This window comes from Geofilum rubicundum JCM 15548, from assembly GCF_000974365.1.
Classification (GTDB): domain Bacteria; phylum Bacteroidota; class Bacteroidia; order Bacteroidales; family Marinilabiliaceae; genus Geofilum; species Geofilum rubicundum.
Genome location: NZ_BAZW01000002.1, coordinates 13,679 through 36,415, shown reverse-complemented (window position 1 = coordinate 36,415; position 22,737 = coordinate 13,679). Strand labels below are relative to the sequence as shown.

21 protein-coding genes and 1 pseudogene are annotated in these 22,737 nt (G+C 44.8%); 8 read left to right on the top strand and 14 right to left on the bottom strand.

Annotation, left to right across the window (positions count from 1 at the left end; genetic code table 11):
- Positions 1–19 precede the first annotated feature (19 nt).
- Positions 20–1,222 carry a homoserine dehydrogenase gene (locus JCM15548_RS01545; RefSeq protein ID WP_062122135.1) on the top strand — a complete coding sequence of 401 codons (1,203 nt, stop codon included), beginning with the start codon at positions 20–22 and terminating at the stop codon, positions 1,220–1,222.
- Here JCM15548_RS01545 and atpG read toward each other — a convergent pair.
- The 10 genes from atpG to JCM15548_RS01500 form a co-directional block, all read right to left on the bottom strand.
- Positions 1,219–2,103 (bottom strand): ATP synthase F1 subunit gamma, encoded by an 885-nt coding sequence (atpG, locus tag JCM15548_RS01540; protein WP_062122134.1) that lies wholly within the window; start codon positions 2,101–2,103, stop codon positions 1,219–1,221. The genes JCM15548_RS01545 and atpG overlap by 4 nt on opposite strands.
- Before the next feature lie 61 nt (positions 2,104–2,164).
- Positions 2,165–3,697, bottom strand: coding sequence for a F0F1 ATP synthase subunit alpha (gene atpA / locus JCM15548_RS01535; RefSeq protein ID WP_227625326.1), 1,533 nt, complete (start codon positions 3,695–3,697; stop codon positions 2,165–2,167).
- An 11-nt stretch (positions 3,698–3,708) separates the two neighbouring features.
- Positions 3,709–4,251 carry an ATP synthase F1 subunit delta gene (atpH, locus tag JCM15548_RS01530; protein WP_062122133.1) on the bottom strand — a complete coding sequence of 181 codons (543 nt, stop codon included), beginning with the start codon at positions 4,249–4,251 and terminating at the stop codon, positions 3,709–3,711.
- Between the two features lie 14 nt (positions 4,252–4,265).
- Positions 4,266–4,760: a F0F1 ATP synthase subunit B gene (atpF, locus tag JCM15548_RS01525; protein ID WP_062122132.1), complete on the bottom strand. Its 495-nt coding sequence runs from the start codon at positions 4,758–4,760 to the stop codon at positions 4,266–4,268.
- Between the two features lie 23 nt (positions 4,761–4,783).
- Positions 4,784–4,993 (bottom strand): ATP synthase F0 subunit C, encoded by a 210-nt coding sequence (gene atpE / locus JCM15548_RS01520; RefSeq protein WP_062122131.1) that lies wholly within the window; start codon positions 4,991–4,993, stop codon positions 4,784–4,786.
- Positions 4,994–5,011: 18 nt separating this feature from the next.
- The gene (atpB, locus tag JCM15548_RS01515; RefSeq protein ID WP_062122130.1) at positions 5,012–6,091 is read right to left on the bottom strand and encodes a F0F1 ATP synthase subunit A; all 1,080 of its coding nucleotides are present in this window, start codon (positions 6,089–6,091) and stop codon (positions 5,012–5,014) included.
- Positions 6,092–6,115: 24 nt separating this feature from the next.
- Positions 6,116–6,526: a hypothetical protein gene (locus JCM15548_RS01510; RefSeq protein ID WP_062122129.1), complete on the bottom strand. Its 411-nt coding sequence runs from the start codon at positions 6,524–6,526 to the stop codon at positions 6,116–6,118.
- A 120-nt stretch (positions 6,527–6,646) separates the two neighbouring features.
- Complete coding sequence (locus tag JCM15548_RS01505) at positions 6,647–7,027, bottom strand: bactofilin family protein (protein ID WP_062122242.1); 381 nt, start codon at positions 7,025–7,027, stop codon at positions 6,647–6,649.
- 152 nt (positions 7,028–7,179) lie between these two features.
- A complete protein-coding gene (locus JCM15548_RS22545) occupies positions 7,180–7,488 on the bottom strand; it encodes a hypothetical protein (RefSeq protein ID WP_227625325.1) in 309 nt (102 codons plus the stop codon).
- A complete protein-coding gene (locus tag JCM15548_RS01500) occupies positions 7,479–8,666 on the bottom strand; it encodes an adenylate/guanylate cyclase domain-containing protein (protein WP_227625324.1) in 1,188 nt (395 codons plus the stop codon). The genes JCM15548_RS22545 and JCM15548_RS01500 overlap by 10 nt, the downstream gene beginning before the upstream one ends.
- Positions 8,667–8,974: 308 nt before the next feature.
- On the opposite strand from JCM15548_RS01500, the gene JCM15548_RS01490 reads away from it, so the two are divergent.
- The 6 genes from JCM15548_RS01490 to JCM15548_RS01465 all read left to right on the top strand — a co-directional run bounded on the left by JCM15548_RS01490 (position 8,975) and on the right by JCM15548_RS01465 (position 17,811).
- Positions 8,975–9,811 (top strand): universal stress protein, encoded by an 837-nt coding sequence (locus JCM15548_RS01490; protein ID WP_062122241.1) that lies wholly within the window; start codon positions 8,975–8,977, stop codon positions 9,809–9,811.
- A gap of 114 nt (positions 9,812–9,925) precedes the next feature.
- Positions 9,926–10,504, top strand: a complete 579-nt coding sequence (locus JCM15548_RS01485; RefSeq protein ID WP_062122127.1) for a non-canonical purine NTP diphosphatase — start codon at positions 9,926–9,928, stop codon at positions 10,502–10,504.
- A gap of 2 nt (positions 10,505–10,506) precedes the next feature.
- Entirely contained in the window at positions 10,507–12,903 is a 2,397-nt protein-coding gene (gene porZ, locus JCM15548_RS01480; RefSeq protein WP_062122126.1) for a type IX secretion system anionic LPS delivery protein PorZ, read from the top strand.
- A 33-nt stretch (positions 12,904–12,936) separates the two neighbouring features.
- On the top strand, positions 12,937–15,660 hold the full coding sequence (locus tag JCM15548_RS01475) for a DUF3352 domain-containing protein (protein WP_062122125.1): 2,724 nt from the start codon (positions 12,937–12,939) through the stop codon (positions 15,658–15,660).
- A gap of 139 nt (positions 15,661–15,799) precedes the next feature.
- Positions 15,800–16,789: a Gfo/Idh/MocA family protein gene (locus tag JCM15548_RS01470; RefSeq protein ID WP_062122124.1), complete on the top strand. Its 990-nt coding sequence runs from the start codon at positions 15,800–15,802 to the stop codon at positions 16,787–16,789.
- Positions 16,790–16,896: 107 nt separating this feature from the next.
- The gene (locus JCM15548_RS01465) at positions 16,897–17,811 is read left to right on the top strand and encodes an endonuclease/exonuclease/phosphatase family protein (protein ID WP_062122123.1); all 915 of its coding nucleotides are present in this window, start codon (positions 16,897–16,899) and stop codon (positions 17,809–17,811) included.
- Here the strand turns inward: JCM15548_RS01465 and JCM15548_RS01460 are convergent.
- From JCM15548_RS01460 to JCM15548_RS01450, 4 genes and pseudogenes are all read right to left on the bottom strand, one after another.
- Positions 17,805–18,511 (bottom strand): annotated as a pseudogene (locus JCM15548_RS01460) (DUF2797 domain-containing protein). The gene JCM15548_RS01465 and the pseudogene JCM15548_RS01460 sit on opposite strands and share 7 nt — an antisense overlap.
- A 79-nt stretch (positions 18,512–18,590) precedes the next feature.
- The gene (locus JCM15548_RS01455; RefSeq protein ID WP_262486848.1) at positions 18,591–19,376 is read right to left on the bottom strand and encodes a peptidase U32 family protein; all 786 of its coding nucleotides are present in this window, start codon (positions 19,374–19,376) and stop codon (positions 18,591–18,593) included.
- Positions 19,289–19,864: a peptidase U32 family protein gene (locus JCM15548_RS24925; protein WP_262486847.1), complete on the bottom strand. Its 576-nt coding sequence runs from the start codon at positions 19,862–19,864 to the stop codon at positions 19,289–19,291. Before JCM15548_RS24925 ends, JCM15548_RS01455 begins: the two co-directional genes overlap by 88 nt.
- A 4-nt stretch (positions 19,865–19,868) precedes the next feature.
- A complete protein-coding gene (locus JCM15548_RS01450) occupies positions 19,869–21,707 on the bottom strand; it encodes an LTA synthase family protein (protein ID WP_062122122.1) in 1,839 nt (612 codons plus the stop codon).
- 151 nt (positions 21,708–21,858) lie between these two features.
- Here JCM15548_RS01450 and JCM15548_RS01445 point away from each other — a divergent pair, with 151 nt between their 5' ends.
- Positions 21,859–22,737 carry a glycosyltransferase gene (locus tag JCM15548_RS01445; protein ID WP_062122121.1) on the top strand — a complete coding sequence of 293 codons (879 nt, stop codon included), beginning with the start codon at positions 21,859–21,861 and terminating at the stop codon, positions 22,735–22,737.

The following is a 22,737-nucleotide window of genomic DNA, read 5'->3' as shown; positions in this document are numbered from 1 at the left end:
ATCTAATGAATCTATAAATATGAGTAAACACCAGAAACTAAATATTGGACTGTTCGGTTTTGGCGTGGTTGGTCAGGGCCTCTACGAGGTCCTGAGCCAATCCCCCGCTCTGGATAAGGCCATTTCAAAAATTTGTGTAAAATCAAAAAAGAACAGAAGTCTGCCCGACAAGCTGTTCTGCTACGATGCCGACGACATTCTGAACGACCCCAAAATCAATACCGTTGTTGAGCTGATCAACGATTCTGAAGAAGCCTACCACATTGTTAAACGGGCCATGCAACTGGGAAAGAATGTGGTTTCTGCCAATAAGAAAATGCTGGCAGAGAACCTGACAGAGATGGTTCAGTTGCAGAAGGAACACAAGGTTTCGCTGTTGTATGAAGCATCGGCCTGCGGGAGCATTCCGGTCATTCGGAATTTGGAAGAGTATTACGACAATGACCTATTGCTCTCGGTCACCGGCATTCTTAACGGCTCCTCCAACTACATTCTTTCACAGGTCTTCGATAAAAACCAGGCCTATGGAGAGGCGCTGAAAGAAGCTCAGGACAAAGGATTTGCCGAGACCGATCCCACCTTTGACGTGGAGGGCTACGACTCCTTGTTCAAACTTATTATTCTGACCATGCACAGTTTTGGTATCGCCGTTGACCCCAAAGAAGTACTGACGTATGGCATCTCCAACATATCGGACTTTGACATCAATTATGCCCGGGAAAAGGGTTTTAAAATAAAGCTGGTGGGACAGGTGGAGCGACTCAGAGAAAACCGCATATCCCTCTTTGTCCTACCCCGCTTTGTGGGGAAAGACAAATACATCTACAGTGTGGAAGAGGAGTTTAACGGGGTCGTTATTAAAGGATTGGCCTACGATAAGCAGTTTATGTTTGGCAAGGGAGCCGGGGGACATCCAACCGGATCGGCTGTGCTGTCAGACATCACAGCTTTGATGCACAATTACCGCTATGAATACAAAAAGGCCAATTATTTCAGTGGTTTTCAATACTCAAAGGATCACGCCATTGAGATTTATCTCAGGTATAGCGATGCAGACATTCTCAGGCATTTTGATTTTCAGTCGGTTTCAGAAGAATACAAAGGCCCGGTTTTCGCCTATAAAATCGGATTCATTCAGCTCAGTCGACTCATCGAAATCCTGCCGGTTGTAAAAAGGCACAATATTTTTCTGGCTGCCACCGGCAAATCACTCAATTATTAGCCTTTACTCAAAGCCTCAGCACCGCCGGTTATCTCTACAATTTGATTGGTAATGGCGGTCTGACGGGCTTTGTTGTAACTCAATTCCAAATCGCGAATTAAATCGGTGGCATTGTCGGTGGCCTTATGCATGGAGGTCATTCTGGCGCCGTGCTCAGAGGCGGCAGACTCCAAAACCACCTGATACATCATGGTCTGTAACATCTTTGGTACCAATTGCTGGATAATGGTAGCCGGATCCGGCTCTATCAGATAATCCATCAACTCAGCCCCCTTGGGCTGTTCCGGAATTGAAAAAGGCAAGAACTGGTGCGTCTGCACTTCCTGTACGGCGGCATTGACAAATTCGTTGTAAACCAACACAACCCGTTTTAATTCTCCCTTCCGAAAATCGGCCATTAACTGATTGGCAAAATCGGATATAGAGGAATAGGTGGGTGCGATAAGCATGTCATGATAGACAAAATCGACAGGTAAGTTACGCGACTTAAACATCTTTTCGGCTTGTTTTCCCATCACCCCTATCAGCACCTTTCCTTGGCGGAAATCGTCCCTCAGGGTGGTATCCAATAAAGACTGAACCTCCTTAACCACATTCACATTAAACCCCCCGCACAAGCCACGGTTCGAGGCAATGGCCACCACAAGAACAGGTCCTTCTGAATCTTTTGGTACAGAGCAGTCGCCACACAGCGTTTGCTCCTGAGTGGATGTCAGGTCTTGGATAATTCCGGCCAGCCGACTGGTATAAGGCCGAATATGTGAAATATTATCCTGTGCCTTCTTAAGCCGTGCAGCAGAAACCATTTTCATGGCACTGGTCACCTGACGGGTAGTCTTAACCGAACCAATTCTTGTTTTTATGTCTCGTAAGTTTGCCATGTCGCTCAGGATTCTTCATGGGCCCGGTACCTCAGGCTTAAGTCTTCGGCTACCTCGCGCATCAAAGCTCGGTAGTCTCATCCAATTTTCCCGCACCAATCTCTTCCAGCACTTTACTGTGGCGCAATTCCAGATGCTCAATAAAATCATGCTCAAATTCAGCCATTTTCTCCAAAGGCACATCCCGCAACAATCCACGCGTGCCACAATAAATTAAGGCCACCTGATTGGCCACGGGCATCGGTTGATATTGGGCCTGCTTTAATAATTGTACATTTTTCCGTCCCTTATCCAACACAGCCATGGTAGCCGCATCCAAATCAGAACCAAACTTGGAAAAAGCTTCCAGCTCGCGGTATTGCGCCTGGTCCAGCTTTAAGGTTCCGGCCACCTTCTTCATCGATTTGATTTGCGCATTTCCGCCAACGCGGGACACAGAAATGCCAACATTAATGGCGGGACGAATCCCGGCATTGAATAAACCGACTTCCAAAAAAATCTGGCCATCGGTAATAGAAATAACATTGGTGGGAATGTAGGCCGAAACATCACCGGCCTGCGTTTCAATAATTGGAAGGGCGGTTAGGGAACCTCCTCCCTTGACAATGGAAGCAATGGACGCCGGCAGGTCGTTCATTTTCTCAACAATCTCCTGGGAATCAATAATCTTAGCCGCTCTTTCCAACAGACGGGAATGCAGGTAAAAAATATCTCCGGGAAAAGCCTCTCTACCGGGCGGACGACGTAACAACAAGGAAACCTCACGGTAAGAAACGGCTTGTTTGGACAGATCATCAAATATAATCAGGGCATGCCGACCGGTATCCCGGAAAAACTCGCCAATGGCCGTACCGGTAAAAGGTGCATAAAACTGCATGGCTGCGGGATCAGAGGCAGTGGCCAAAACCACCACCGTATAATCCATGGCGCCATGTTGCTCCAGCGTGCGCACAATTTGGGCCACCGTACTCCCTTTTTGTCCGATGGCCACATAAATACAAAACACCGGTTCGCCCTTATCGTAAAAAGACTTTTGATTGATAATGGCATCAATGGCTATGGCTGTTTTACCCGTTTGGCGGTCGCCGATAATCAATTCGCGCTGTCCACGACCAATAGGGGTCATTGAATCAATGGCCTTGAGTCCCGTTTGAAGGGGTTCTTTAACCGGTTGACGAAAAATCACCTCCGGTGCCTTTCGCTCCAGGGGCATATCGTACAATTTTCCCGAAATGGGCCCTTTTCCATCCAGCGGCTCTCCCAGGGAGTTGACCACGCGACCGGCCATGCCATCACCAACGGGGATGGAGGCAATGCGGCCGGTTCGACGGACCGTATCACCTTCGCTCACCAAATGGGAAGGTCCGAACAGCACAATACCCACATTGTCCTGTTCCAGGTTGAGCACCACACCCATACATTTATCCAATTCTACCAGTTCATTGGATTTAACATTGTACAAGCCGTGCACGCGGGCAATACCATCGCCCACCTGCAATACAGTGCCTACCTCTTCCAGCTGCGAATCAACCTGAAAAGCTTCAATTTGCTTTCGCAAAAGTCCCGATACCTCTGAAGGTTTAATTTGTTCCATTACGTGATTATCTAATTAATCATCATTTTCTTTTTCAGGGCACGCAATTGCCCGATCACACTGCCATCCACCTGCTTCCCATCCATCATTAGGATAAGACCGCCCAAAATATCCGGATTTTCCTTACATTCCAACTCCACCTTGCAGGAGAAATGGCTTTCAATAACCTGACGAATCTGCTGTTTAAAAACCTCATCAACAGGTACTGCTGTGACAACAGTGACACTTTTTATCCCTTTATAATCCCGATACATATCTATAAAATCCACCAAAGCATTCGCCAATAAACTTTCCCGGTTATTATCAATGATAATATTCAGAAAGCGTAGCGTATGGTCATCCAGATGATCTTTAAAGACATTTTCCAGGGCCTTCTTCTTAACACCGGGCTTGACAATGGGATTTTCCAGAAACTGCGTCAACTCTTTTGATTCCCGAGTACTGGCCAGTAAAAAAGAACAGTCGGCATAGAGCCGATCCAGCAACAGCTCCTCCTCCTTCCCCAATTGGAAAAGAGCGCTGGCATACCTTACTGTAATTAAACTGGCATTCATACAATTATCTTTGTTTAATTAAAATCAACCTGCTGAAGATACTTCTCAATGACGGACTGTTGTTTCTCTTCGCTCACCAATTCTTCCTTCAGAATCTTTTCAGCAATTTCAAGGGACATCAAGCCCACCTGCTGACGAATATTGGCAACCGCCTCTTTTCGTTCCCGGTCAATTTGTTCCCGCGCTTTTTCAACCATTCTGGCAGCTTCCAGTTTGGCCGCAGCTCGTGCTTCTTCAATTATTTCTTCTTTCAATTCCCGGGCCTCACGAATCAAGCCCTCTCTTTCGAGACGGGCTGCATTCATCATCTGCTTGCGGGTTTCAGCCATCTTTCTGATCTCTTCTTTCGCTTGTTCAGCGTCTTTCAAAGAGAATTCAATATACTCTTCTCTAACTTTAAGCGCACGCAGGATAGGTTTCCAGGCATACTTTCTTAAAATTAAGAGAAGCGTAATAAATGAAAGACTGGTCCAAAACACCAACCCGGGATCCGGCGTCAGAATCCCCATAATTCATTCTTTTTATAACATTACTACCCTTTTAACCAGGCAACGACGATCGCAAAAAGTGCGGCTCCCTCAATAAGCGCGGCAATAACAATCATTGCGGTCTGTATTTTAGAACTAATTTCAGGCTGACGCGCCATGGCTTCCATGGCAGCCTGTCCAATTCGGCCAATACCTAGAGAAGCTCCCAAAACAATGATGCCCAGACCAATTACCGTTAAACTCATTCCTTCCATGTTGTTTAAATTTAATGATTAGTGATGTTCATTCACGGCCAGCCCAATAAACAGCGCCGATAATAAGGTGAAAATATATGCTTGCAACAAGGCCACAAGAAATTCCAGTGAAAAAATCATGAGCGACAATAAAACAGATAAAGGCGCCACGTAAATGGATTGCAGGACAAAAATAATGGAAGTCAGACTTAACACGATAATATGACCTGCCGTGATGTTCGCAAACAAACGCAACATGAGCGCAAAAGGTTTGGTGAACATCCCGATAAATTCTATGGGTATTAAAAACAATTTGACGTAAACCGGAGCCCCCGGCGGCCATAATATCTCCTTCCAGTAGTGCCTGGATCCAAAAAGATTGGTGGCAAAAAATGTAAAAACGGCCAGCGTCAGGGTAAAGGAAATATTGCCGGACATATTGGCTCCTCCCGGAAAGAAGGGGATTAAGCCCAGCATATTATTGAACCAAATGAAGAAAAAAACAGTGAGCAGAAAGGGCAGGAATTTGTTCACTTTATCCTTATCAATCTGCGCGCCCACAATGTCGTCTCTGATATAGAGCACAACAGGTTCTATGGCCAATTGAAGCCCCTTGGGAACAGAAAGTCCGCCGCGTTTGGCATAAACCCGCGCCACCGAAATAAAAACCATGGCTAATAACAGAGAAGCCAAAAGCATACTGGCCACATTTTTGGTGATGGACAGGTTGAGCGGTTTTGGATTCAGCACCTGGTGCGCATCATCATAATAGATGGTGCCTTCAGCATCGGTCAGGTAAACCTTTTCATGGTACAGTTTTAGATAATCATCTCCGGCAGCTACCAGGGCCGCTCCTCCTTGAAACCTGGAAGACATAAAAATTTGCAAGTGGCCCTCATGCCAAATGATAACCGGCAATGGCAAAGAAACATGCACCTTTTCTCCCCTTCCGTTGGTGAAAGAAATGATATGAAAATCGTAAGCATCTCCAATGTGGTGCATGATCATGCCGGTCACATCAAATTCTGGCGCATCTTCTTTTGTTTCTTCAGGTGCCGCAAAAGCTAAAACCGGCACAAAAAACAACAATAGAAAGACTAAGTTTTTAAGAGCTCTCATTCTTTCCAGGACCAATTATCAAAATTAAAAATCTTTGTTCTCCTTATGAATTAAACGCTTTCGCTTTTTTGGCGGAAACATCCATTTCACTTTCCAGTAAATATCTATCCCTAAAAAAAGAAGGTAAGACAGGGTACCGGCTTTTGCCACTATACGGTGATTTGTCCTGTCAGGTTCAAGAAAAATGAATAAAAGTGACAAAAGAAGGATCTGGCTCAACAGAATAATCCCTGCCAAAGCCAGGCCAGGCATATCAAACCCAATGTTTAATAAAAAATTAACCAACAACGTTCCCGCCATCATCAGTAAGGTCGTCACCAGCGAAAAAACCACCCATTTTTTGAAAATTTCTAATTCAAAACTGGTGAAAAAAAACAATCCGGTTACAAGAAACAGAAAGCCAAGGATCAATTCTTTAACTAAAACCTTTACCATAAAACGAGTTTATTGGACAGTTAAGTTACAAATATTAGGAAACAAACAAAATATCATGCTGCAAAAAACCCGGGCGCTCCCGGGTTTATCATTTTGTTGGCATTTTAAGTTGAGTGATCCTTATTTTTTCTCTTCCCGGTTGATGACCGGGCCCGATGAAGCGGTGCTTCCCATAGAACAGGTTCCTGAAAATAAAGCGCCTGGCTCAATAGAAAGCTTACCTGACTTTATATCGCCGTTGACTTTAGAACTGGCCTTCAGAGAAAGGAGTTCGGTTATGGCCATTTTTCCATGAACGGTTCCTGAAATTTCAGCATTACTGCAAAGAACTTCGCCCTTCACAAACCCATTATTGCCAACGACCACTTTACCTTTTGAATTGATATTACCTTCAATGTTTCCATCGATCCTAATATCCCCATTGGTTTCGATATTGCCAACTATTTTGGTTCCGGGCCCAATCATATTTGGAAGCTTGCTTTCCATTTCTACATTTTTCATTTTCTTAAACATTAAGATGACAGTTATAAATATTCAAAACCTTGAACGCTAATGCTCCAACTAAGAGGTTTGTTTAGATTTGAGGATCTAGTACAACAAATGTAAGAAAAATAGAAGAGTATGAAAACAATCATGGGGTAATAGTTGGGTCACTAAGCATCTTCCTTAGCGTTCACCTGGGTCATTATTTTAAGCTTCTCCAATTGTTTATCCTTATTTACCTGACGCATTTTACGCGCCGTTTCTGTATAATATTTATGTTTGGAGATAAAGTCAAATTGCTTTTTATTCCACTCGTGCGATGACATCTTTCCATTGTATTCCTGAAGCTCGTGATAAAGATGATCGGAAACACTGATAAAATCGGAACGCCCCAAATAGTCCAAATCAGCATCTTTTAAAATGTACTGAAGTTTATTGACCGGTTTGGCTTTGGGGTGTGTCACTTCTATCAGTTCCACCACCTGGCCAATTTGCTCTTCTGAATAATCAAAGCGCCTGAGGACCTCTCGGGCCAACTCAATACTACTTTGTTCATGCTTTTCATAAGAGAGAATAAACCTGTATCGTGCATCAGAGCAGCCGTTTTAAGCAAGAGCAATTCTTCCTCTGAAACACCTTCGCCTCTGGCAATTATCTCGGCTTGAGTAACCACATCAATGGTGTGTTTCACATTGTGGTAGTAAATGTCCTTGGGCAGCTCCTTTTCCAAACGTTCCATAATGGCCTCTTCCAAATCACTGAACCGGATATGCTGCAAACGGATATGAAAAAGTTCATTGGGCTCTTTGCCCTCGCCATTGACCGATAATTCCGGAATAATTCCTTTCACAAAATACATATCAATCTCCCCCTTATATTTTATCGGCATTTTACCCCGATATTCACACACAAAAAAACTTTTTACCAACAAATAAGTGGTTCCTGTAATATTTATTTCTCCGGGTACCCCCGAAGATTCCATTCTGCTGGCAATATTGACCGTATCACCCCATATGTCGAGTGAGGTTTTATTGCGCCCGACCCGGCCGGCAATAACCGGTCCGGTATGTACCCCGACGCGAAGCTCCCAAAAATCCTGATGCTGTTCAATTTTTCCGGCCCGCAGAGCAAACATATAATCATGAATCTCCATGGCCACAAGCACCATTTTTACGGAATGAATCCGACTTTTATCCGGTATTCCACCGGCTGCCATGTAGGCATCTCCAATGGTTTTAATTTTTTCTATACCGTGCTTTTCCACAATGGAATCAAACCTGAAAAAGAAATGATCCAGTTCATCTATTAAAGAATCTGGATTCAGATGTTCGACAATTTTTGTAAACCCCTGTATGTCGGCAAAAAGCACTGTTACACTTTTATATTTGGTGGATTTTACCTTCTCCCTGCCCCCGGTCATTCCAACCGTTTCAGAATCCAGTCCCGAACGAATGCGTAAGGCCTTCTCTTTAACTTTCATGGCCCGCTCCACCCGGATATTCGTTAACGCTTCCACTTTTTGGAAAAATAGTTTTCTTAAATAAAACAACAACAATAATAACAGCAATAAAAGCAGAGCTCCATAAATTATTCCTTCTGCCATTGCAGCACCAAAACCGATACCACCCAACAAATCACCAAAGTTTTGATCACTCATAAAGACACCTCTGTATATATGTAAAGTCCGTATCAAACTACTATTTAAAAACGGTTCAAAGCTCCCGCTAAGTACACATTCAAAGTTAGAACTATTATGTAACCATAGGTCTTTTTTTTGACCATACCCCTCAGCTCTTTTACCAACAGACCCAAACAGGGCCTGAGGCCCACCTGATCAGAAATTGGAAATAAAAGTTTCCAATGCCACAAATTAATGGATTTTAATTTTTTTTTCATAAAAGAGTGTTACTTTTGACAAAAGTAGTATATTTATTTCCCAAAATAACCTCTGAATTTGTTACAATTATGGAAACCCTAAATCATAGCATTATTGTGCCTTACGATTTCACTGAGGTAACTATGAATGCTGTTGCACATGCGGTCAACTTATCCAAAAATCTGAATGCAGGGATAACCCTACTGCATATCGTCAAAAAAGAATCTGAGCAAAAAGAGATGGAGCAACAGCTGGAGGCTGAAATCCAAAAGATTCACGAGATATACAATGTTAAGCCCATTGGCCTGATACGGGAAGGTTCTATTTTCAAGACCATCAACCAGGTAGCCCATGAAATTGAAGCCACACTCATAGTGATGGGAACACATGGGATGAAAGGCTTACAAAAGGTTACCGGCAGTTGGGCGCTCAAGGTTATTGTTGGTTCAAAAATTCCGTTTTTAGTGGTGCAAGGCCCCCCAAAATCGAACGAAGAGCCCCTCAAGCTGGTTTTTCCGGTCGACTTTAAATCAGAGAACAAAGAAAAGTTGAAGTGGGTGCAATTCATGGCCAAATATTTTCCTTCTAAAACGCTGCTTTACTCAGCCACCACCAAAGAAGGCGTGGTAGAACCCAGAACTAAAGCCAACTTAGTTTTTTGCAAGTCCTTTTTAGAGGAGCGCAAAATTGATTTCGAATTGGTGCTTTCCAAAAATGAAAGTTCTTTTAGTCAGGAAACCATCGAGTTTGCCAAAAACCGGGAAGCAGATATCATTATTATCATGACCACCCGGGACATTGCCTTTCACGACTATGTGCTGGGCGCCCAGGAGCAATACATGATCGCCAATGATGCAAAGATACCGGTGATGGTTATCAACCCCAGAAACGACTTAATGAAATATGGTTATGGCAATTTTGGATAATGCCTCTTTCCTTGCCAGACAAAAAGCCCTCCTGAGACCATCCGGAGGTTTTTTTTTCTTAATTTCGCAAGAAGGTGTATCTGTAATGACCAATGTCCATAAAAATGTTTATAAATGAAGCTCCTATTTGCCACCCATAATCAACATAAACTGGAAGAGATACAACAATTGATAACTCCTTCCGTTGAATTGGTGAGCCTTAATGAATTAAGATTTTCTGAAGAAATTGATGAAACCGGGACCGATCTCACTGAAAATGCGTTGATTAAGGCCCAGACCATATATCGAAAGTTTCAATTAGATACCTTTGCCGATGATACAGGTCTGGAAGTAGATGTCCTAAATGGAGAACCAGGGGTTTATTCCGCCAGATATGCAGGGGAAGAAAAAAACAGTGTGGCCAATATGCAAAAAGTACTGTCCTTAATGCAGGGACAAGCCAATAGAAAAGCCAGATTCAGAACGGTCATAGCGCTTATCTATAAGCAGCAGGAGTTCCTTTTTGAAGGCATTGTGAATGGTGAAATACTGGAGGTACCTATGGGACAAGGTGGTTTTGGATATGATCCCATATTTAAACCTGAAGGCTTTGACCAATCCTTTGCCCAGATGAATGCAGCCACCAAAAACAGCATCAGTCACCGTGGACGAGCGGTGGAGCAACTCATTAATTTTATCCATCAAATATCTTAAAAATGAAGCATCTCATTTTCATCCTTCTGGCCTTACTCCTTCCAAAAATGGCACTATCACAGAGTAGTGAAGAGATGCTCGTTGGCGAATGGAAATCTCATTTTGCCTTTAATCAGACTTTTGAAATCATCGAAACACCGGACCAAATTATTGGAGCCACAAAGCTTGGTTTGGTGATGGTACAAAAAAATGATTTTTCCATTCAAACCTTTACAAAAGTGAATGGGCTTTCGGACTATAACATTTCGGCCCTCAGTTATAACAGCGCCAATTCCAGCGTTCTGATCGGGTATGAAAACGGCAATATCGACATCATCAAAGACCATCACATCATCAATATCAACGACCTCAGAAACAAACAACTGGAAGGCGGCAAAAGGATCAATCATTTCCTAACTCAGGGCGAAGCGACATACGTGGCCACGGATTTTGGCATTATGGTTTTAGATATTGATAAAAGGGAAATTTCATCCACCTTCTACATTGGCGACAATGCCACCAATTTAACCATCCATCAGCTGGCCTTTGACGATGCCTACCTTTATGCTGCCACGGAATCCGGCGTCAGAAGGGTTCTGAAAGATGCGCCCAACATGCACATATATGAAGCCTGGGAGGTCATTTCTACCGACCGGAATAACTACTCCGGCATCCTGCAATTTTCAGAAGGCGTGGTTTTTTCACGGGGAATCAAAGGGGCTTCGAACACCCTGCTTTACTTAAGTAACGATTTAATTCAGACCATTGCTTCGCTCAATGGTTTTCATAAAATGGCGGCCACATCCAACCATCTGATTGTCACTTCAGCACCATCCATTCGAATCTACGACACCGCCTTTTCCCTGACAGAAAGCATCGGAAGTCCCGTCATTGGTGAAGTGGTGCAGACACCTGCCTTCCGGGATGCCATTATGACAAGCGACAATGGTATCTGGGTGGCTGACAACACCCATGGGCTCCTGAATAAAAGAGAAGGCCATGTGTGGGATAAGTATCTACCCCATGGTCCGGTCAGCAACAAGGCGCACCAGCTCAAATTTTCAGGAGAAAATTTATGGCTTGTTCCGGGAGGTTTGGCCGAATACTGGAACAATGCGGGAATCAGTGCCTCCCTTTCCATCCTTTCCCCCCACGGTTGGCAACATTTAACCACGCAAAACAATCCCTTGTTCCAAGGTGCCCGAGACCTGCTTAGCCTGTCCCCGCATCCTGATAATCCCGATCAGCTATTCGTTTCGTCCTGGGGAAATGGCCTGTTTGAAATCAACGCCTCCACCGCTAACCCGACGGTCATAGAAAATTATTTGACCACCGACAATGGCCTGGCCAATATCTTCAACGATGACAGGAAGTTTATCAGAGTAGCCGCCACGGCTTTCGACCAAAACAACACGCTTTGGATGACCAATTCCTCGGTTGAAAACGCCATTGTTGCTTATCTCCCACAGGAAGACAAATGGCAGAGATATTCCTATGGCGCCATTAGTCGTAACATGGGCATGGCGCCCATGATGGCCGCATCAACCGGCGATATGTGGCTCTCCGTTTTCAGAGGTAACGCCAAAGGTCTTTTTGTCTGGAACGACAACAGCACCCCACTCACCCAGAGTGACGACATCTACCGAAGTGCCATCCCGGAAGCAGAAGACACCGATAACAGAAATCAAGGGCAGCTTTTACTCTGGGATGAAGAAGGCATTGAAATAACCAACAGCATCTATGCCATGGCGGAAGATCAAAATGGGCATATCTGGTTGGGCACAGATAAGGGAGTCGTGGTTCAATACCAGCCCTACTCGGTTTTCACCAGAGAAAAACCGGTCTTCTCCAGAATAAAGATTGCCCGTGAGGATGGTACCTCCCTGGCGGATTATCTGCTGGACGGGCAAATCGTGTCGAGCATACTGGTAGATCCGGGTAACCGAAAATGGCTGGGTACACAAGGGGCGGGTGTTTATCTCGTTTCTCCGGACGGATCGAAACAAATAAGCGCCTTTACAACGGATAACAGTCCGCTTCCTTCCAACTATATCAACTCCATCGCCATGGATGAAAAAACGGGAGAAATTTTCATGGCGACCGGAGAAGGGGTCATATCCTATAAGGGCAGCGCCACCAAAGGAAATGACAGTTACGCTGATATGTATGCCTTTCCCAATCCGGTAAGGCCCGACTTTAGTGGCAATATTACCATCACCGGTTTGGTGGCCCAGACAACCGTAAAAATCACCGATGTTGCAGGAAAACTGGTTTTTGAAACCACTTCGGTGGGCGGACAGGCCTTTTGGAATGGAAGAAACCTATGGGGAGAAGCGGTAAAATCAGGCATCTATCTCGTTTTTGTGGCTTCAGAAGACGGTAGCCAATCAGCGGTGACGAAAATCGCTATCATTAGATAACCAACAATTTTCAATTCAAAAAACCGATGAATTATGGCCAGAAAATACCTTACCATCATTGGCATAGTAATACTCTGCGCTATCATTATAGCTTCCTTTTTATACCTGCATAAAAACCAACAATTTGAAGCGGCCAATCCGGCCTTTTCCATTCCCCACCAATCAGCGATAGTACTGGAAGTCCACCAACCCGAAGCATTTAAAGAAGCTCTGTTTTCCAGTCCCGAATACCAACAGGACCTCCTCCTTTTTCAAAATTACCGCCATTTAACCGAGCTCATCCACTTTGTTGATTCATCGAAGCTACTCCATTCTTCCATCGGTCAAAAACTCCTGTCGAGACCCTACCATATTTCATTTCATACAGATACAGCGGATAACCGTCAATGGCTGGTAAGTGCCCCGCTCAAAAGCCGCTCAGAAATCAATGAGGTGCAGAACGCCTTGGAGTCCAACAACGCCCGTTTTCAAGCCCTCAAAAGCAAAAGCGGAACCATTTTCCATTTTAAAAAGCAAGAAAACTGGCCTTTTGACGGTTATCTGGCCCTCAACCAGACCAACATCATTGTAAGCCCATCCCCCTACTTGATTGATCTTTCAATGAACCAGACCCGGAACAAACAATCTCTGGCTTTTGATCCGAACTATCAAAATCTGCAAAGGAGCGCTGTATCCAGCAATGCGGCCTCTCTTCTGATAAACTTCAAAAATCTGGCGGCTTTTAGTCAGGGATTATTTAAGGCGCCCGTGATGGAACATCTGGCGGAGTGGACAGAACTGGATGTGGACGTCAGAAAAGATGCCCTCTATCTGAATGGATTTACCAGAGGCCGTCAGGATTCGCTTTTTGTTAATATCTTCAAGGGAATAGAGCCCCAAAAAACAGAAATATTCAACATTTTACCGGCCTCGGCCAAGTTCATGATGAGCTATTCCTTACAATCGAAAAGCCATTTTAATGAGAATCTGAACACCTACATTCAACAGACCTCCCGACACGAAAACTTTGATCCGCTCAGTAAAAAATTTACCGACAGGCACAAAGTCCCCTTCGATGAACTTTTCTTTTCCTTTATTGAGGGCGAAGGCGCCTTTGTTTATAGCTATTCAGAGGACCAACCAGTCTATGAACCCCTGTTGGTATTCAGCACCACCGGACAAACCCAGGCACTGGAAGTCCTCACCCAAATGATGGCGCGCACCGGACAAAACACCGGTCCGGTTGAATGGTCCAGTTTGGATGACCAAACCCGTTTCCCCGTCTATAGAACGCCTGAAACGTCCATCATCAAAGCCTATTGGGGTGCCCTGTTTCCAGAAGTGCCGGCTACCTACTTTGCCTTTTACAGAAACTACCTGGTTTTTGCCAATTCCATATCCGCTATAAACCAGCTGATGTACGCCAATCTCCTCCATAAAACAATGGGCACTCATCCCTACTTCCATCCCTTTACCGAAAATTTTTCCTACCGGGAGAATTTTTTCATGTTTGCGGAAATGGGCCACATCATGGGCCTGACAGGTGACCATATCAACCGGGAAGCCATTAATCCCACCCGGGAGCAAAACAAGGCCCTGGGCAACTTTTATGGCGTAGGTTTGCAGCTCTCTGCCTCGTCAGATTTAATTTACACCTCCATACATGCCAGTCACGCCCCCCATCGCGACAAAGAACCACGGACCATCTGGCAAAGCAGGCTGGATTCAACCATTACGACCAAGCCGGCCCTTGTTGACAATCATGAAACCGGTGAAAAAGAAATTTTGGTTCAGGACCATAAACACAACCTATACCTGATCAATCACATGGGCCGGATTTTATGGAAAAGGGCATTGGACGGCCCCATTCTGAGTGAAATAACGCAGATTGATTATTATAAAAACAACAAATTACAATACCTCTTTAACACGCCCGATAAAATTTACCTGTTGGACAGAAACGGCAACCATGTGGCCCGGTTCCCGTTGAATTTACCCGACAAAGCCACCAATGGTTTATCGGTATTCGACTACGACAAGGATCTGGAATACCGTATTTTCATAGCGCTCGCAGATAAGCATGTCTACTTATACGATAAAACAGGAAACCGAATTACGGGCTGGTCCGTGCCACAAACAGAAGGTCATGTCACAACGCCCCTTCAACACTTCAACAATCAGGGAAGAGACTATCTCGTTTTTAGCGACGAATACAAAAATTACATACTCAATCGCCGGGGAGATCCCAGGGTTAGCCCTTCCATTCATTTCTTCCGAAACCCCAACTCGCCCTTTTATTTACAAGGGAGAAACTCGGATCAACCGGCCCTGGTGACCACTACCACTACCGGCGAACTGGTACATATCGCTTTGCCCTCAGGCAAAACGACCTTAACACAGCTATTCGATGGTCCGTCCAACCATCATTTCACCCTGATCAACGGATCATCCCCCCAACCTGAATATCTTTATGTCACGAAAGATCAACTCCTCCTCTTTAACCACAACGGCCAGGAGAAGGTTAACATCTCCTTTGAAAAGCCCATTCATGCCATGGCAGACATCTATCAGTTTTCGTCATCGGATATCAAAATTGGCGTAGTTGAACAGTCCGGTGGAAAAATTCACCTCATCAACAAAGATGGAAGCCATTACAATGGATTTCCGTTAAAAGGTCTGAGTCGCTTCAGTATCGGGTTTTTAAAGACTTCGGCCTATCGCTTTAATCTGATTACGGGAGGCGAACATAACTACCTGTATAATTATCGGGTAGAATAATCCGTCAACCATTGCCAGGATGCTTTGTTACACTTAGAAGCTGAACGAGGCACAAAAAAAACCAAAGAATAGCCGGTCAAACAAGATCCCGTATATGGGGAAATACAAAATAGCTTATCAGAACTGAAAAAATAAAATCATGAAAAAAATTAATTTTGGAATACTGGGCGTATCCAACCATTTTATTAAACGAATCGTATTACCACTTCAAAACTGCAGCAACTGCCAGCCCTATGCCATAGCTTCGCGCGAGAATCATAAAGCCGAAAAGGCGGCTGCCGATTATGACATTCCGGTGGTATCGGAAAGTTACGAAGCGCTCATCAATGACCCGGAAATTGACGCCGTTTATATCCCGCTCCCCAACCACATGCATGCCGATTGGGCCATCAAAGCCATCAAAGCCGGCAAACCTGTTTTGTGCGAAAAGCCTCTGGCGCTGAACACCAAACAAACCAAAATGATCCTGGAAACATCCAAGGCTAATCAAGTCCCGGTAATGGAAGCCTTTATGTACCAGTTTCATCCCCTGTGGCAACATGTCAGAAACATCATCAAAACCAAGCAAATTGGTGAAGTATCCTACATCCAGACGGCCTTTTCCTACAACAATGCCTCGCCCAATAACATTCGAAACATCAGCGAATACGGTGGCGGCGGTTTAATGGATATTGGTTGTTATGCGATTTCTGTGCCGCGTTTTTTAACGCAGCTTGAGCCCAAAAGGGTTGTTTCCCTGATGGAGATTGACGATCAGTTTCAAACGGACGTTCATGCCTCCGCCTTGATGGACTTTGGTTCTGCCCGTGCTTCCTTTCAGATCTCTACACGCTCTGAACCCTTTCAGAAGGTGGACATCATTGGAACGGCAGGGTCCATATCCATTCCCATCCCCTTCAACACCTATGTGGACACCCCTTCCACCATTACCATTCAAACAGGGCAGGGAAGTCGCGAAGTATCCTTCCCGGTGGCCGACCCCTATGGTTTGATGTTTGAGGCCTTTTCCAACGCCTTAATCCACGACTTTCCCATGCCGGTGCATGGCCATGATGCCCTCAACAATATGGTGGTCATTGACGCCATTCGCAAGTCGGCCAAATCGAAAAAGTGGGTGGACATCAAATAACACATCGACCATTCTAATTAAACGGTCAAAGAAAACCTGCCGTTGCTGTAAATTGTGCTGACATAGCTAAGTTTATGTGATACCTTTGATCAATAAGGTTGTCATCTATGCATATAAAGCTATTGGCCATATTATTTATTGGGATTTTATCGTCTTGCCACAATTCGGACTCACTCACCATTTGTTCCTTTTATACCGGTAACGACTATGATAGCCAAAGCGCCCAATTATGGGATGAAAGATTGCTGAGCATCGAGTCTTTGGTGAAAACCGAAAACTTTGATATAATTGGCATGCAGGAGGTGAATTTTGACCGTTTTTTTTCACTCACAGGGATTTTGACGGACTACGACAGTGTTCTGGGCGATGGTGAAGACCGGACCGACATTGAGGAATTGGCCCCCATTTTTTTTAAGTCGGACCAATTTATCCTTCTGTCGAAATCCCAGTATTGGCTTTCAGAAACGCCGGATATTCCGGGAAGCAAAAGTTGGGGGGCCATTTATCCTAGAATCGTCACCTGGGCAAAGCTTCAAAACAAAACCTCAGGTCACATTTTCTTTGTATTTAACACCCATTTTTGCCACCTGAACGAAGACGCCCAAATAAAAAGTTCCACCCTCTTTCTTCAGAAAATGAACGAAATTGCCGGCGATGCCCCCGTCGTGGTAACGGGAAATTTCAATGCAAGTGCCGAAACGCCCGTCGAAACCCTTTTGACCTTAAACTGGGATCGGTTTCATTCGCTTCGAAACACGGCCCAACTCGCCAAAAAATCCAAAAAACCAGACCACAAAATGGGTTCGACCAATGGCTACACGCCCACCCGTCATACCGATCATATTTTTGTGAACAGCTACTTCAACGTACATTCCTTCAACTACATGCAGTCAAAGGAGATAGAAAGTCTATATACCGGCCACCGACCCGTATTTGTGGAGCTGAAATTTCTGTTTGAACGCATGTCCAGAAACGGAACGCTGCATCCTGCTCCATGGGAGGCCGCTAGTGAGAATCAGTAATCCATTACCATCTCATAGCCCGAATGTCTTCTGATATTCAGCACCCTGTTACCGTCCAGCAACAGGTATTGTCCTTTAATTCCTTCCAATACCCCTTCGATGTCCAGGATCTTATCAAACGAGACCGTTTGCGCCGCATCAGGATAGTGGATCACCGGATAATTAAACGTATAAACACGCTTATCTTCAGACTCAAAACGAAGCATCCCCGGCGTTAAATACCCTAAAGCGTTTTGACGAAATTCAGCCAAATCAATGGTCTCATTAACCTGATTCATCACCATTTTTTTCCACACCGTTTTGTCCGAAAAGTGCTGACTCAAATGCTGTTCTACCAGTCCCGCAATATGCCGGTTAGGGGTTTCACATAACTTTACCGCGGCAGAAGCGCCCTGGTCCACCCACCGGTTGGTATTTGTGATTGACGGGTTACCCCCACCTTCACTTCACCTGTATTGGCCAGATATACAAAATGAGGTTTCAGACAATGCGCCTGCGCATAAGCCATGTCCCGGGCAATGCCCAAATGCGCCTTACATAAAGCCGGTCGCAAAACACAGTCTTCCGCCTCAGGAGCCGTTTGCATACAATTAAAACAAAAGCCCTGGGCAAAAGATTTGCGCGTGACCTTTCCGCAAGAGATACAATGAATGGTCCCGGTAAAAGAAAACTTCACCCGTTTCCCCAGACAATCATTCATGTTGATTTCTGCTTGCCCCAGTGAAAGTCGGTAGACCACCTGCCGGTCGTTGTCCACTGAACTCTTCATTTTAATCAAGTTACCCTTTGCCTGCATCTCCTTCTTTTTTAGCATCCACTATTTTAAAGAGCTTGTCATTGCGCCGGACCTTCACACCTACTGCCATTGAAAAGCGCTGTCCCTTTTTCACCACCTCCACCGGTTCGAGATCAAAACGCAGCTCAGCCACCTTTAGCTCCACCACGCCTGTGGTGGGTCCCGTAATGATAACATCATCTCCCACCTTTAGATCATGGGTCTCGATAATAAACTCAGCGACACCGATTTTTGGAAAATAGTTGCTTCCCTTGCCAATGTATAACTTCTTTTTGGTGGCCAGCGATCCGTAATTGGCACTCCACTCACCCAAGCGTTGCCCCAGGTAATAACCGTTCCAAAAACCCCGGTTAAAAACAGAAGAAAGAGACGCATCCCACCGATCGATGGCAGCCTGGTTGTAAGTGCCGTCCACATAGGCCTGCAAGGCCTCATTGTAGGTACGGCAGACCATTTTGACATACTCGGGTCCTCTGGCCCGGCCCTCAATTTTAAAGACACGGACACCGGCATCGATCATTTTATTCAGAAAATGAATGGTCTTTAAATCCTTGGGCGACATGATGTACTGATTGTCAATGGCCAGCTCGTCCCCCGACTCCTGCTCCGTTACCGTATAGGCTCTGCGACAGGGCTGAAGGCAGGCGCCCCGGTTGGCCGAAGCATTCATTTGGTGGAGACTCAGATAACATTTTCCGGAAACGGCCATGCACAAAGCCCCATGGGCAAACATTTCAATTTGGACCAGCTTACCTGCCGGCCCGCGCACATCTTCCCGAATAATGCTTCATAGATGGCCTTCACCTGATCCATGTTCAGCTCCCGCGCCAAAACCACCACATCGGCAAACCGACTGTAAAACTTAAGCGCCTCAATATTGGAAATGTTCGATTGCGTTGAAATGTGCACCTCCATCCCCTTACTCCGGGCATATTGGATGGCGGCCAAATCGCTGGCAATGATGGCTGAAATACGACTTTCCACAGCCACATCCACCAGACGACGCATCTCGGTCAAATCCTCATCATAAAGGGTTATATTCAAGGTCAGATAAGACCGCAGTCCGTGCATCTGACAGATCTTGGCGATTAATTTCAAATCATCGGTAGAAAAGTTACTGGACGACCTGGACCGCATGTTTAATCGACCGGCCCCAAAATAGACCGAATCAGCCCCTCCCTGAATGGCCGCCATTAAGGATTCAAAAGAACCCGCTGGCGCCATCAACTCAAAATCTTTCCTGGTCATTTCCTTCATAAAACTAACGCTTTAAATGGTCCGCTGAAACCCTCTGAAGCATGGCTTTTCCCCTCAGGCTATCCAAGGGAGAAATAGTTCCGTCGCTCATCACATACTTTTTTGCCGAATTGTCATAAACCTGATACGACCCGGGTGTAATATATCCAAAGGCATCCGGATAAGTGAAAAAGGCATACTCCCCGGTACCCGGCGACAATAAATTCTTGCTGAATTCAAACATCTCTGAATTAATCGACAGCTGGTTCAATAGGGTGGACACCAAGTCCTTCTGACTTCCCAAATGAGTGACTATCGAATCCTGAACAGCCAAAGCACCGCCCGTCCACACCATGGGAATATGGTAGCGCTCCCGCATCTGCGAAGTGGCCTTTTTTGGTCCGGGAGTCCCATGATCGGCAATAAGCACGAACAAGGTATTGTCCCACAAACCTTGCTCCTTCACGTCTTTAAAGAAATCCCCCAGACATTGATCGGTATAATAGATCGAATTGAGATAGGGATCATCATGAACCCGCTCCATGGGGACATCAAAAGGTTCGTGACTGCTCAGCGTGAAGTAATACTTGAAAAAAGGATGTTCGTTGTTATGGCTGACAGCCATTTCCTCCAGCAAACGGTCGAAGGTATATTCATCATGAACGCCCCATTTCTTCCCCCGGGTTGAAAGGGGGAAATCATCGATGGTGACCACCTTGTCGAAACCAGACAAAGTCACAAAAGAATTCATGCCTTTAAAACCAATGTCTCCACCATATATATAAGTCAGGTGACGGTAGCCCGCTTCCTTTAATACTTGAGGCATGAAGTGGAGCGACTGCGACTTGTTGGGATATTGTATGATGGAATAGCCCGGCAAGACCTGGTAGCCGGCCAAAGTGGACACGAGCCCTTTATCCGAACGGTCACTGGCCGCGTAAATATTAGAAAACAAAAGGCCCTCCCGGGCCAGGGCATCCAGGTTAGGTGTCACCTTTTCGCCTCCCAGAGCCCCGACCACCTGGGCCGAAAAACTCTCCAATAAAATGACCACCACATTGGGGCGGTCGTTTTTCAGCACGTGAAGGGTAGAATCATTAGAGGACGACTGCATTTCCCGGTAAATGGCCTCAGCCTTTTCCTCCTCCATAAACCGATAATGGTGCATCCGGGCGTCCATGCGCTTAAAACTATAAAACAAATTCCACAGCGGATTGATGGCGGCATGGTTGGCATAATTATGGGCTGAAAAATACCCCACCCCGGTATTGATAGGGGCCACTCCAAAACTACCCCGGATCGGAATGATCATGAGTGCACCCACAAATAAAACCAGGAGAGCGGCCAATCCGGCGGATAGCCATGATAGTTTTTTCGAAGGCTGTAGCGGACGCATCCACCATTTGTTGATCGCTATGGCTCCCCATGAAAACCCCATCCAAAAAATCAGAAACAAAAGACTTTCGTACCACTGAACGGAAGCCAAAATAATCCAGGGAGTTTTCAAAAAACTAAAGCCTTCCGCATCCAGTAACCTTCCCCAATACGCGTAAAGATTAATATTTCCTAAAAGCAAAGTGGTAAAAGCAAGGATAAAAAACACCTGAATGCCCTGCAAAATCCGGTACGAAAATTGCCGCCCGATACCCACCATAAAAGCCTGCGTAACGCTCAACAACAACAACAAATAGCCCGTCATCGACAAATCCAGCCGAATGCCCACCAAAAAGGACTTGGCCATTACACCGAGGGGTGCTTCAGCCGCATACGCCCAATTAAACAGGATAAAAACCAAACGGTAAAAGGCAAAAAACAACAGCCAAAACAAGGCCGTTTTAAGAAGATATCTGAGAAAATTAACCATATAATAACTTTGGGGCAAAATTAAGAAAACTTATTTTGGTATTAGAGCACCTTAAGAAATTTATAAACCCCAACCGTTTTAATTTGAAGACGACAGCCCAGAAGACCAGCTTATGAAGAATTTAATATCTTTGCCAAAAAAACTAACAGATATGCCCAAGAAAGCCACTGTAATCATTTCGTTCTATAACAACCTTAAGGCTTTAAAATTAATTCTTTCTGCACTTAATCAACAAACCATAGCAGATTTTGAAGTCATCATTGCAGATGACGGTTCCAGAACAGAAGTAGTAGAAGAACTGTCTTCGCTGCTCAAAAAATACAACTATCCCATTAAACACGAATGGCATACGGATAAAGGGTTCAGAAAAAACCGAATATTAAACAAGGCCATTCTGGCTGCGGAATCGGAATACCTGATATTTATAGATGGCGATTGTATTCCTCACCCATCGTTTGTGGAAGACCATTTGTTTTTCAGTCAACCAAACAGAATTGTCGCAGGAAGACGGGTTTTGATGTCTGAAAGAATGTCCAACAAAGTGAATGAAACATTCATTGAACACCGTAAATTGTCCTCCTTTAAATTTTACTGGGGCCTGATTATTGATAGTCTAATAAAAAAATCAAGACATGTTGAAAGCGCCATTTACATACCCATCACCGCCATAAACAAACGTTTCGGTAATTATAAGCGAGGCGTTAAAGGGTGTAATTTCTCCGTACACAAGCATGGCCTTTTAAACATCAATGGATTTGACATGCGTTATGAATTACCCTGCGTTGGAGAAGATACCGATATTGAATACCGCTTAAAACTTTTGGGATATGAAGTCTTTTTGCCAAAGTTCAGATTGGTACAATATCATTTGTTTCATAAGCCATTAAGCAGAATAAGGCTGAAAGAAAACAACAATATATTCTCAGAAACCATTAAAAATAGAACCATCAAGGCGCCTCTTGGAATTGGACAAATCCCAAAGAAAGACTTTCCAAGCCATGATGAAACAAAGAACAAATCCAATTTTTGA